The sequence below is a fragment of the Bradyrhizobium sp. ORS 375 genome (genome assembly GCF_000239775.1).
Lineage (GTDB): Bacteria > Pseudomonadota > Alphaproteobacteria > Rhizobiales > Xanthobacteraceae > Bradyrhizobium.
The window spans coordinates 1-12,655 of the sequence record NZ_CAFI01000439.1 but is presented as its reverse complement, the minus strand read 5'-3'; the positions used below and the strand labels follow the sequence as shown (position 1 = coordinate 12,655).

Below are 12,655 nucleotides of genomic sequence, written 5' to 3'. Positions count from 1 at the left end.
GTGCGGAGGTCACGCAGAAAGACGCGCGGGCAGATCGGCCGACAGTATACCGGGATCGCTGGTCCGCAAGCGCACGCCCACGAAGCATGCGGCCGCTCCCCACGCCAACATCGCCGCGATGATACCGAGCGCCGGATACCCAAACCCGGTCACAACACTGCCTCCGAGAAACGGCCCGATCGCAGTGCCGATCATCATCATCGCCGGCGTCAGCGCCGCCATGTGACCACGGCGATCAAGCTTTGCGATCAGGCCGAACATGAACACGTGGGAAATCACGACGAGGAACACCGGCGTTGACGCCGCGACCGCATAGACCGCAAACAACGTCGCGTGGGTGATGACCAACGATGCGCAGCCGTGCAGAACCATGCCGCAAGCGGCGACATGGGTCGGCGACAGCCGTCCTTGAAGGAGCCCGGCCAGAACGGGGGCTGCAAGATTGATGAAGGCAGCGACCGCGAGCATGGTCGCTACCGATGCGGCGGGAAAGCCGTGATCGGCGCCGATACGCTCGATGAAGCTGAAGATCGCCGACTGCGCCGAGGTCAGGAGCACGACGCCGACGAAGGCCATCACGCGGATGGCAAGCGGGCTCCGTTCGCGTTCGCCGGTGGGCGCGGGTGCTGCGACCGCCTGCGCGAGCGGAAACGCAACCACACTCAGGCCTGACGCCGTCAGCATCAACGAGCCCAGGACGATGAAGACGGCCGTAAGTCCGCTCGCGACCATCAGGTGCGGGACGATCGCGAAGAACGGAATGCCGAACGCACCGACACCGACATTGACGATTGCGAAGAGGCGATGCGGATTGCCGCTACGGCCGATCGTGCCGTGCACGCACGAGAGCCCTGCCCCTGCGCCCAGGCCAGCAAGGAGGTGCAATGGCGCAAACACGGCGAGCCCGCCGAGTTGGGTCATTGACAGGAAACACCCGGCTGCGACCGCAAAACCAAGGCCGGCCACCAGCCGGCCGTCAACGCGGTCGAAGCGCGGTCCTAAGATCAGATTACTGGCGAGAATCCCGCCGATATAAAGGGTGACAAGAAATCCCGCTTGTTGCGACGTAAAGCCGTGCGACTGCACGAGACCGCCCACCCATAGCGGGAGAGCGACGAGATCTGCGAGCCCGGCCACATGTGATACCAGGAGGACGGTGCGCCCCGACCATGTCTCGCTCGTGGTTTTCATCTTTCCCTCCCGATCGCTTATTGTTTATCTGCATTGATCTCCAAGGGTCACGCATCCGGCCCCGCGAACGCGCCCTATCTTGCAAGTCAGAGCTGGCAAGCCAGGCCGGAACAGCGCCGTGACCACCGCGTTCCACCGGCCCTGTCCGGCATCACGCGTCAAATGAACATCCGTAGCACCTCGAGCGGCGTTTCCGGACGAGGGATCCTGAAGCTGACATCCTTCCAGTCTGCGACCGCAGGGCGCTCCAGACATTCAAGCAACCAACGTCGCATGGCCGGCCACGCCTGAATATCGATTCCGGCGAGCGGAAGAAGCGTCATGACCGATGCGACGTTCAGGTCGGCGACGGTGAAGTGCTCATTCACAAGATGAGCCTGCTTCTGCAGATGAGCGTCGAGGACGCCCCAGGGCCGCGCGAGCTTGCCGAGCGCGATGTCGACCTCAGCCTCACGTCGCGCACTCGCAGGCTCGAACAGAACGCGGTTGGCCGCAGCCAGCAGCAGCGGCTTCTCGATTTCAGTGATGACCCAGAAGCTCCATTGGGTTGCGAGCGCCTCCTCCTCCATCGTGCGCGGCGCGAGCGGGCCGCCGTACTTGCGGGCAAGATAGAGATTGATCGCAAGCGACTCGCACAGCCGCAGGTCGTCGTCCTCGAGCGCAGGAACACGGCCATTGGGGTTGATGGCGAGAAACTCCGGCGTACGCGTGCTGCCATCCTGAAAATTGGCGGGCACGTTCTCCCATTCCAATCCGAGCTCTCTGAGCATCCACGCATTCCGAAGTGCGCGCGAATGCAGCGATCCGTAGAGCTTGATCACTGCCTGATTCCTCCGTCGTGCTGAGATCGGTGGGAGCGCATCATAGCGACCGCTCAAGTACTTTTTGGCTGACCCAGGTACCGTGAAAGCCCTCGTGCACCCGGCACGGGAACTTCACGACGGCAACAGGCCCACGGCTCAGATGCAGAGCATCGAGGATCACCAGGTCGGTCCGGTTCTCGGCTCTTCGACCGACCATTGACAGCAGCCATCCGTCACCTTCGGCTGCGTCGGCGCGTCGGGGAACGAAGTACGGCTCCTCCGGGGACGAGTCGGGCCCGGCGTAGTAGAAATCCAGCGCTCCGGTCCTCTCGTCGAAGTGGCCCAAGCAGGTAAAGGGCGGCCCCTTCGGGCCAAACGGCAGCATGGGTCCCAGCTTCGGATTGTTGGTCCCGAACCAGTAATGCCGGGCGCGGCCCATTGCAAAGCGCGGATCGATCACCGGCATCTCGCCGATATGCGAGATGAACCGCCTGATCTCGACGTGGTCGGCTTCGCTTGCGAGATCCACGATCCAGCGCTCGCCGAATGGCGGCATTTCATGCGCATTGGGATTGTGCAGATCCGGAAACTGACTCAGCCAGCCGGACTCGGTCACGAAATGATCGAGCACCAGCCTGCTGCCGTCTTCCCAGGCGTTGAACGTGTGCGTCTGCATTGCCAGCTTCGGCGCGGTGAACCAGCGAATAGCGTCGACGCCCTGCGCACGCGGAATCACGCCGATATAGGTCTTGCGATGGCTGTCCCAGTGCCAATACGGCTCGCCGCGCTTGACGCGTTCCCAATCGCAAATCATCGGACAGATGACGAAAGCGATGTAGTTTCGCGAGACCAGGAAATCGTGCACCATAGAGCAGTACGGCGCCTTGAAGCGTTCGGTCCGAGTGAAACAGCCTTCGTTGTCGACCCGGTAGAGCTCGATTTCGTCGCTGGCCACGCCCTCGCAATTGTAGGCGAAGGCGATACATTCGCCGGTCAAAGGATCGAACTTCGGGTGAGCCGTGAAGGTCCGGCTCTTCAACTGGCCGCCAAAGTCGCTCTGCCCGCGAGTCTCCAGGGTGAGCGGATCAAGTTCGTACGGCCTGCCGGATTCCTTCAAGGCGTACAGCTTGCCGTGGTGCCACATCACGGATGTGTTTGCCGTGTTGGCGTCCTCGCCCGCAACTTCGGGGGAGTCAGTGAACGAATTGCGGTAGGCACCGAATAACGCTCGCCTGGCTGTCCGCTCCAGCTCGAACTTGCGCGTGCGCACGTAGCGCGTGGTGAGGTCGGCGTGCCCGCGCTCGAACCGCACCATGTGCACCATGCCGTCGCCATTCAGGAAAATGTCGCGGCCGTGCAGCGGCGGATAGGCATGGTCCGCGCTGTTGCGGTAATAGGCGCCTTCGAGTTCGGGAGGAATGGCACCGACCACTTCCAGGTCGTGAACGCTCCCTTCGACCCGAACGGGTGCGGCGTACCCCTGGAAGACGATATCATCCGGAAACCGCAACCCTTCCGCCGGCCGCGCATGTTCGTTCATTTTGATTTCCTTTCACAACGAGATCGAAACGGCGGGATCATGGAAACCGGCGTCGCTCCATGATCGAGCGAGCGATTTCTGATTCACGGCTGGACGTACCGGCCCTCGAATACGGTGGAAACGCTGTGCTGGATTTCGCGAGGCCTATCCGGCCCCCACACAGGAGATAACTCCTGAAGACAACAGCCGAGAGCCCATCCGAGTTGTCAGTCGATTTGGCAGTAACGGCGTCAACATCACCCACGCAAAGCATCCCTCCACAATCATCATTTTTCGGTTTTCCGAATTGACAGTCTATGGATGGCCCCTCCAATCGCAAAACAGATTGTATCGATGAGATGTATCGACGTTGTCGATACATGCCCCGCCTTGCAGTGCGGCGGCCCTCTGCAGTGTCTCCAGATCACAGATCCGGATCGTCATCTTCGCTTCACGCGATGTTCAGTTTGACAGCCAGACAATTTCGAGACTACTCTCAAAAATAATGGACACGGACCCGGTGACTGAACCAGGGCATCCGACGGCTTCGGGAGGAATGCATGATCGAGGCATCATTGATCATCGACGGCGTGGAGCGGCCCGGCGCCGCCGGACGGTTCGAAAGGCGCAGCCCCATCAGCGGCGATCTGGTCACACAATCATCCGCAGCGACGCCCGAACAAGCCGTCGAAGCGGTCGAGTCCTGCGCGGCGGCTTTTCCCACCTGGGCCGCGACCGCCCCCGCCGCCAAGCGCGACATTCTCCTACGAGCCGCCGCATTGCTCGAAGCGCGCACTGACGAGTTCAGGGACGTCATGATCGGCGAGACCGGAGCCTCGAAGCCCTGGTATGTGTTCAACGCGAAACTTGCCGCCGGCATGTTGCGGGAAGCCGCCGGTCTTACCACACAGGTGAAGGGAGAGATCATTCCGAGCAACAAGCCGGGAATGTTCTCGATGGCGGTACGACGCCCCGCTGGCGTGGTGTTGGCGATAGCGCCATGGAACGCACCGGTGATCCTGGCGGTGCGCGCGTTCTGCACGGCCATTGCTTGCGGCAACACGGTCGTTCTCAAGGCCTCCGAGCTTAGTCCCGGGACCCAGTTCAAGCTCGCGCAGGTCATGCACGATGCGGGGCTACCACCGGGCGTCCTCAACTTCATCACTCACAAGCCGCAGGATGCCGGAGCTGTCGCCGAGGCGATGATCGCTCATCCGGCCGTCCGCCGCGTCAACTTCACCGGTTCGACGCGAACGGGCAGGATCGTCGCTGAGACTTGTGCCCGGTATCTGAAGCCGGCACTGCTTGAGCTCGGTGGCAAAGCTCCGATTCTGGTGTTGAGAGATGCTGATATCGACGCCGCGGTCGCAGCGACCGCGTTCGGCGCCTACATGCACCAGGGTCAAATCTGCATGTCGACCGAGCGTGTGGTGGTCGATCATGCCGTCGCCGACGAGTTCGCCGGCAAGCTGGCAGCGAAGGCCAAGACTCTGGTCGCGGGCAATCCGTTGACCAGCGATGTTCCGCTCGGCGGATTGATCTCCGTCCAGTCCGTTCATCGCGTGCAGGCACTGATTGCGGACGCGGTTGGAAAAGGCGCAAAGCTGCTTGCCGGCGGCGAAGCAGACGGCGCGCTGATGAATGCGGCACTGCTCGATCACGTCAGGCCCGGCATGGACATCTACTACGAGGAGTCCTTTGGACCGGTCACGACGATTGTGCGCGTCAATGACGTCGAGGACGCCATCCGTGTCGCCAACGACACCGAATATGGTCTTTCCTCCGCGATCTTCACCAGGGATGTCGGTCTCGCGATGGTGATCGCGCAGCGGCTCGATTTCGGCTGCTGCCATATCAACGGACCGACCATCAACGACGAAGCTCAGATGCCGCTCGGCGGCATGAAGGCAAGCGGATATGGCCGGTTCGGCGGTGCCCCGGGCATCCATGAATTCACCGACGTGCAGTGGATCTCCGTCGAGGATCCCAACCAGCACTATCCGATCTGACCCCTTTGCCGCGATCGCGAGGAACATCCAATGTCCAAGAGCTACGACATCGTGGTCGTCGGGTCCGGCCATAACGGCCTGACGACCGCAGCCTATCTGGCCAAGGCAGGCCTGAGCGTGCTCGTTCTGGAAAAGAATGACTGGCTCGGCGGTGGCGTGGTGACCAAGGAAATCCTGGCGCCCGGCTTCAAGTTCGACCTGCATTCGTCGTTGCACGTCAATATCCAGGCCAATCCGCTGATCAGGAATGACGAGCTGAAGCTTCAATCCAAATACGGCTTGAAATATCTCTATCCGGACGCTGTCTATTCGACGATGTTCGAGGACGGCTCCTCCCTCATCACCTACAAGGATGTTGACCGGACCTGCGACAGCATTGCCAGGATCTCGCCCAGAGACGCCGAGGCGTACCGCCGCTTTGCGGCGATGAGCATGAAGATCGTGCCGATGGTGACGCAGAGCCTGTTCACGCCCGCGCCGCAGCAAGGGCCGTTTTACGCCCTGCTCGACCAGAGCGTGGAGGGACAGGAGATTTTCCGCGCTCTGCAGATGAGCAAGCTCGACATCTGCCGCGAGTGGTTCGAGAGCGACAAGCTGATCATTCATCTGCTCAAGTTCGCCGCGGAGACGCTGACCGCGCCGGAGGACATGGGCACTGGCTTCATCCTCTACACCATGCCGGGGATGGTTCACACCTATCCGATCGGCGTCCCGGTCGGCGGCAGCGGCGCGCTGGTCGACGCATTGGTCGCCTGCCTTGAAGATCATGGCGCGGAGCTTCGGACGGAAGCACCGGTCGAGAAGGTCCTGGTCCAAAACGGCCGCGCCACCTCGGTCCGGCTGGCGTCCGGCGAGGAGATCAACGCGCGTGTTGCCGTCATCGGTCAAATTCATCCTTGGCTGATCGGCGATATGGTTGAGAAAGTGGCCCCGGATGTCGTCGCCCGCGCCAGGCGAGTCAAAACTGGCGCCTTCTCCATCATGCCCCAGCATCTCGCGCTTAACGAACCCCCGAAATACAAGGCCGGCGCGGAGGCCGGCCGGGTGATCCTCGCCAATTATGCACCGCCTACGCTCGAGCGATTCCTGCGCGTCTTCGACAATTATCGCTACGGCGACATGTGGAGCGAAGGATCGACCGACACCATTCTGGCCTCGCATATGCAGTGCCAGTTCGATGAGACCCAATGTCCCCCGGGCAAGGCCGCGATCACCGTCTATGGCTTCGGTCCGTTCGACCTGCGGACCGGCGCGGCATCCTGGGATGAGCGCCAATGGGAAATCGGCGATTGGCTGCTGGAGCGTTACCGCGAATATGCACCCAACGTCACCCATGAGAACATCATCGGCCGCCGGTTCGATACGCCATTGGAAGTGTCACGGCATTCATCGATGTTCCAGAAGGGCGACGTAAGCGGGGCCGGCGAATATCTGCACCAGATCGGGGGCCACCGTCCCAATCCCGAGCTCGCGAAACTGAAGATACCAGGCATCGAGAACCTCTATCTCACGGGAACCGCGATCAACGTCTCGAGCGTCAGCGGCGCAGGCCGCGCGACCGCGATCAGGGCCTGCCAGGATCTGAAGATCAACTTCGACAGCTTGATCGGGTGAGGCGATGCGGATCTTCACACCGGAAGGGACCGAGCTGATGACGATCACCAGCGTCGACGCAACCGAGGACGGGATTGTCATCGGCGGCACGATCATGGGCGCCATGCCGATGAAGGGCGTCGTTCGCGGCGACGAGCTGCGGGCCGGCTACAGGTTTCTGAGCTGGGCTCTCGTTGTGAAAGCATTGCGCATGGTCCTCGGCGGAAAATGATCACCGGATTGCAGATGATCGCATCACTGCAACTTCCCCGCACCGTGTTCGGGGCCGGTGCACTGTCCTGCCTCGACGAGGAGCTCGATCGTCTGGGTATGAGGCGGCCGATGCTGGTGACCGACCAAGGGATCACGACGGTCGGCCTGGTCGATCGCGTCAACGCCGCGCTCAAGCGGAGCCCGGCCGCGGCAATCCTGAACGACGTGACCGAAAACCCCCTGTTCTCGGACGCTGACCGGGGTGCGGCGCTCTACCGGACAAGCCATTGCGATGGCGTGATCGCGCTCGGCGGCGGCTCGGTGATCGACACGGCCAAATACATCGCGCTGCTCGCAACCAACCCTGGCAGCGTAACCAACTATGCCGGCAATCCCACGGCCAAGCCTCGGCGATGCGCCCCGCTTGCAGTGATTCCGACCACTGCCGGGACAGGAAGCGAGGCATCGCCCGATGCCGGCATCCACCCGGACGCCACGACCGCCTCGACGGGAATGAGTTCGCCCGCCATCGTGCCGCATCTTGCGATGCTCGATCCGGAGCTGTCGTTGACGCTGCCGCCCCGGCTCACCGCGGCCACCGGAATCGATGCGATCTCACACTGCGTGGAAGGTTATCTTTCCAGCCGAATGCTACCCTTTGCCGACGCGCTTGCATTGGACGGCATTCGGCGAGCAATGGCGGCCATCCGAGACGCAACCCAGCGCGGCGGTGACCTTCGCGCACGATCGGAGATGATGGCCGCGGCCTATGCAGGCGGCGTAGCCATCAGCATGGGCCTAGGACCGGCGCACGCCATCGCGATCACCTGCGGCGACCAGGGCTTCCATCACGGACTCTTGAGCGGCATTGGCCTGGTCTGCTCGTTGGATTCCGTCAGTCGTCACGCCGCCGATCGGGCCGCGGCCATTGCGGCTGCGATGGGACTTTCCCCCGGTGCATCGCTTTCCGCGGCCATCGCCGTGCTGATGCGGACCTTGAACCTGCCGGCGACCTTGGCCGAACTTGGTTACCGGGGGACCGACGTCTCAGCTTTGGGTTCGCGCGCGCATGCGAGCCCGTTCAACCAGACCGCACGCTACCATCCGTCTGCGGCGGAATATACGGAGATGATTCAGCGTTCATTGGATGGGATGATCGGTGCCACCGCAGCCTGACCGTGCTATTGCCGTGACATGAGCACGCACTCGCCTCGGACGAAGAAGAGCCGTCACTTTCAGGATGCAAGTCAGGACGACACCAAGCGCCTGCGGACGCGAGCGTTGATCCTGGACACGGCTATCGCGGTCATGGCCAAAAACGGAATCGAACGCACGTCCGTCATGGAAGTCGCCGAGCAGGCCGGGCTGTCCAACGGAAGCTTCTATTATCACTTCCGAAACAAGACGGAGCTGGTCGAGGCCGTTGCCGGCGCCGTCGCGGCCGCATTGGTCCGCGAGGTCGACGAGGCGATTTCTGGAATTGAGCAGGGCACCGAGCGCGTTGCGCTCGCAACGATGCTGTTCATCGAACGCGGTCTGCAGGATCCGACATGGGGGCGCCTGATCGTCCACGCACTCTCCGATCTCGGAGAATTTCGTGAGCAGATCTTTGCGGGGATTCGCAAGGATGTCGGCATCGGCATCCGCCAGGGTTATTTCAAGACGGTCGACTCGCCGGCCCTGTATGCGATGCTGTTGGCCATCGTCAGCGCCGCGATGCGCGAAGCATTGGTCAAAAGAGACGACTCGATTCCGGCAATGGCGGCCCAAGCCATCCTGCGGGTGCTTGGCATCGATATCGTGGCGGCCGAGACCGTCGTGACCAATGCGAAAAAGACATTGCGCAAGGGACACGTCTGGAGCCAGCGCCCACAACGAGCCTGACCGCCCATGACGAATGGCAACACATGCCACCAGACACCTTGGCCGCATCCGTGCCCACTACGGTTCATATTTCACTTCCGCGCTTCCGAGGATAATGCGGCTTTGCCGTGGCGATGGGAATGAGCCGCGAGTTGATGTCGCGCGATTTGCTCCCGATCATACGCCAGTCTGCGAGATAAACTTGGTATTGAAGTAACCTTCCATCGCCTCGGTGCCACCTTCCGAACCGTAGCCGGACTCCTTGATTCCACCGAACGGGACTTCAGGCAGCGCGAGGCCGAAGCTGTTGATCGACATCATGCCGGCCTCGACGGCCGCGCCGACTGCGGTTGCTGTCTTCGTCGAGCTGGTGAAAGCATAGGAGGCAAGGCCAAACGGCAGACGGTTGGCCTCCTCGACCACTTCGTCGAAGGTCGAGAAGCGCGAGATCAGGGCCAGGGGCGCGAACGGTTCCTCGTTCATGGCGCGCGCATCCTTCGGCACGTCGCTGACGACGGTCGGGGCGTAGAAATAGCCCTTGTTGCCGACGCGATGCCCACCGGTCTCCAGCCTGGCGCCCTTGCCGACCGCGTCCTGTACCATGCCTTCGATCGCAGCAACGCGGCGCGGGTTGGCGAGCGAACCCATCTTGGACTCCGGATCGAGGCCGTTGCCGACCTTGAACGCCTTAGCGCTGTCCACGAATGTGTCGACGAACTCACGGAATACCTCGTCCTGCACCAACATGCGCGTCGGCGAGATGCAGACCTGTCCGGCGTTGCGATACTTTGCTGCCGCCAGGATCTTTGCGGCCGAAGTGACATCGGCATCCTTGAACACGATTGCCGGCGCGTGGCCGCCGAGCTCCATGGTGGCACGCTTCATGTGCAGGCCGGCGAGCGCGTTAAGCTGCTTGCCGACGCGAGTGGAGCCGGTGAAAGAGATCTTTCGGATCACCGGGTGCGGGATCAGGTATTCTGAAATCTCCGACGGCACGCCATAGACGAGGTTGATGACCCCATCGGGCACGCCCGCATCCGCGAATGCGCGAATGAGCTGCGCCGGCGAGGCCGGCGTCTCCTCCGGCGCCTTGACGATGATCGAGCAGCCGGCGGCGAGGGCGGCCGACAGCTTGCGCACGACCTGATTGATCGGAAAATTCCAGGGTGTGAACGCCGCGACCGGGCCGACCGGCTCCTTCATCGCAAGCTGATAGATGCCGGGCCCGCGCGCCGGGATCAGACGGCCATAGGCGCGCTTGGCTTCCTCGGCAAACCATTCGATGACGTCGGCGGCGGCCATCGCCTCCATCTTGGCCTCGGCCAGGGTCTTGCCCTGCTCCATCGTCAGCAGCGGTGCGATCTCGTCATTGCGCTCGCGCATGATCGCGGCTGCCCTGCGCATGATGCGGCAGCGCTCGAAGGGCGCGACATGGCGCCAGACCCGGTAACCCGCGGCGGCGGCCGCCAGCGCCTCGTCGAGGTCGGCCTTGCCAGCATGGGCGACGGTGCCGATGACCTCTTCGGTGGCTGGATTTCTGATATCGAGAACGTTGCCCGATTGGGCGGGTCGCCATCGACCGCCGATGAAGAGCTGCGTGTTCGAATAGGCCAATGGACTCCCCCTGTCGTTCCGTGTGCCGGCTTCAGGCGGCGCATCCAGGCGTTGGTCAGCGCACCGATCACGTCACGCGCGGTCAGGAAGAGCGAAACGCCGATCACCGGCCCCCAGAAGCTGACGAGGCCGCCGCCAACCAGTGTCATCATCACGACGTAGCCTGATTGGTGCAGGCTCATGACGTCCGGGAATGCGGCGAGTTGTGCCATCGCGAACAAGCCCCCAGCAAGGCCGGACAGTGCCGCCGACAGCGTGAAGACCGAGGCCTTATAGAGCCACACGTTGTATCCGAGATGGGCTGCGCGGACCTCGCTCTGCTTGATGGCGGCGATCACGCGGCCGTAGGGCGAGTGCACCAGACGCCACAGCACGACGACACCGACCGCGAAGACCGCAAGCACAAAATAGTAGAACGCAACATTGTCGGTGAGATCAAACGACACCATGCCGAAATCTGCCGGCAGCCGCCTGATCTTGAGCAGACCATCCTCGCCGCCGGTGACACCGTGTGACTTGATCGACAATGTCCAGAAGATCTGACCGAAGGCGATGGTCATGAAGGCGTAGTAGATGCCGCGCCGGTGGGAGATGAACAGCGCCACCAGAGCGCCCGCGGCTCCCGCCGCGACCGCCGTCGCCGCGGAGATCGGCAACACCTTCGGCGCCCGCACCGTGCGCGCGCTGGGCGACCTCACCCAGGCTGACGACATTTCAAGAGTGGTCGCGGAAACTGAGGCGGCCCTCGGTCCGATCGACATTCTCGTCCACAATGCCGGCGGCGACATCGCGGCCGGAGGCGGCAAACCCGACCCGAACGACGCCGTCGACATCAAGGAGGCTGACGTGCGCGCGGTGCTGGATCGCAACCTGCTCTCGACCATCCTGACCTGCCAGGCCGTCGCGCGCGGCATGATAGAGCGTCGGCGCGGCCGCATCGTCACGCTCGGCTCGGTGGCCGCGTTCAAGGGCCGCACCAACGGCGCGATCTATGCGGTGGCGAAAGCGGGCGTGACGCACCACACGCGCTGTCTCGCCGACCAGCTCCGCCCCTACGACATCACCGTCAACTGCATCGCGCCTGGCGATACGCGCACCGGCCGCTTCCTCGGCACCCGCGCCGTCGACGCGAACCGTCTGGTCGAGACCGGCACACTCGACCGCATCGCCACGGTCGACGAGGTCGCGCGCGTCGTCGAATTCTTCGCCGGTCCGATGGGGGCATTCGTTTCGGGTCAAGTGCTGCGTATCGATGGCGGCACTCAGTGCTGGCCGGCCTGACCCTCTTTGCCACGTCGTCGAAACCAGCTGGAGCTTCCGACTGCGACGGCGAGCACGTTCCAACAAGCGCCCTTACCACGCAACTGCATCAGTTTCGACGCAGCGGACGATGAGCAATTGCCGTCGGACAGTCGACGTCCCGTCAAAGGTTCGTTCATCACTCAAGGTGTGCGTTGCGCCCCGGGGCATTCGTCGCGCGCAGCGCGAATGATGAAGCTGTTCACCTTCCCGCTACGCGCCTGACGAATGCGCCGCGGATGGACGCGGAACTGGGCTCGCGCGCAGCCCCTCGCTCTTTCAATCTCAGCCGCAGGGCCGAAAACAACATTCATCTCACCCCGTCATTCTAAGGCGATACGAAGAGCAATTGGTGGGGCTCGAAAGTGCGCTCGGCAAGGTGTGAGCGCAGGTGACGAGGAGGCTGCCGAAGCAATCCGAGATCTTGTCGAGACGGTGACGGTGTCGAGAGATGACCGACGCCCGGGCGAGGTCTGTGTCGAAACTTACAGGCCGTCTCAACGCGCTGATTGGCGGTGGTGAGGCATACCCAAGCAGACTGAAGGGAGTGT

Annotated in this window: 10 protein-coding genes and 1 pseudogene; 6 read left to right on the top strand and 5 right to left on the bottom strand. The window is 62.7% G+C overall.

Annotation, left to right across the window (positions count from 1 at the left end):
- Window positions 1–9 precede the first annotated feature (9 nt).
- The 3 genes from BRAO375_RS28885 to BRAO375_RS28875 form a co-directional block, all read right to left on the bottom strand.
- On the bottom strand, window positions 10–1,191 hold the full coding sequence (locus BRAO375_RS28885; RefSeq protein ID WP_009030970.1) for an MFS transporter: 1,182 nt from the start codon (window positions 1,189–1,191) through the stop codon (window positions 10–12).
- Window positions 1,192–1,349: 158 nt separating this feature from the next.
- Window positions 1,350–2,012, bottom strand: a complete 663-nt coding sequence (locus BRAO375_RS28880; RefSeq protein WP_009030969.1) for a glutathione S-transferase family protein — start codon at window positions 2,010–2,012, stop codon at window positions 1,350–1,352.
- Window positions 2,013–2,052: 40 nt separating this feature from the next.
- Window positions 2,053–3,534: a carotenoid oxygenase family protein gene (locus BRAO375_RS28875; protein ID WP_009030968.1), complete on the bottom strand. Its 1,482-nt coding sequence runs from the start codon at window positions 3,532–3,534 to the stop codon at window positions 2,053–2,055.
- 542 nt (window positions 3,535–4,076) lie between these two features.
- Between BRAO375_RS28875 and BRAO375_RS28870 the strand changes: the two genes are divergently transcribed.
- From BRAO375_RS28870 to BRAO375_RS28850, 5 genes are all read left to right on the top strand, one after another.
- Window positions 4,077–5,522, top strand: a complete 1,446-nt coding sequence (locus BRAO375_RS28870; protein ID WP_201767547.1) for an aldehyde dehydrogenase — start codon at window positions 4,077–4,079, stop codon at window positions 5,520–5,522.
- A 30-nt stretch (window positions 5,523–5,552) separates the two neighbouring features.
- Window positions 5,553–7,136 carry a phytoene desaturase family protein gene (locus BRAO375_RS28865; protein WP_009030966.1) on the top strand — a complete coding sequence of 528 codons (1,584 nt, stop codon included), beginning with the start codon at window positions 5,553–5,555 and terminating at the stop codon, window positions 7,134–7,136.
- 37 nt (window positions 7,137–7,173) lie between these two features.
- Window positions 7,174–7,347: a hypothetical protein gene (locus BRAO375_RS38240; protein ID WP_175345388.1), complete on the top strand. Its 174-nt coding sequence runs from the start codon at window positions 7,174–7,176 to the stop codon at window positions 7,345–7,347.
- Window positions 7,348–7,361: 14 nt separating this feature from the next.
- Window positions 7,362–8,504: an iron-containing alcohol dehydrogenase gene (locus BRAO375_RS28855; RefSeq protein ID WP_201767545.1), complete on the top strand. Its 1,143-nt coding sequence runs from the start codon at window positions 7,362–7,364 to the stop codon at window positions 8,502–8,504.
- A gap of 105 nt (window positions 8,505–8,609) precedes the next feature.
- On the top strand, window positions 8,610–9,212 hold the full coding sequence (locus tag BRAO375_RS28850) for a TetR/AcrR family transcriptional regulator (protein WP_175345387.1): 603 nt from the start codon (window positions 8,610–8,612) through the stop codon (window positions 9,210–9,212).
- A gap of 156 nt (window positions 9,213–9,368) precedes the next feature.
- Here BRAO375_RS28850 and BRAO375_RS28845 read toward each other — a convergent pair whose 3' ends face one another.
- Window positions 9,369–10,805, bottom strand: coding sequence for an NAD-dependent succinate-semialdehyde dehydrogenase (locus BRAO375_RS28845; RefSeq protein WP_009030962.1), 1,437 nt, complete (start codon window positions 10,803–10,805; stop codon window positions 9,369–9,371).
- A gap of 104 nt (window positions 10,806–10,909) precedes the next feature.
- Window positions 10,910–11,464 (bottom strand): annotated as a pseudogene (locus BRAO375_RS28840) (branched-chain amino acid ABC transporter permease); the annotation flags it as partial.
- Here BRAO375_RS28840 and BRAO375_RS28835 point away from each other — a divergent pair.
- Entirely contained in the window at window positions 11,397–12,086 is a 690-nt protein-coding gene (locus BRAO375_RS28835) for an SDR family NAD(P)-dependent oxidoreductase (RefSeq protein ID WP_244423359.1), read from the top strand. The pseudogene BRAO375_RS28840 and the gene BRAO375_RS28835 sit on opposite strands and share 68 nt — an antisense overlap.
- Window positions 12,087–12,655: the final 569 nt, after the last annotated feature.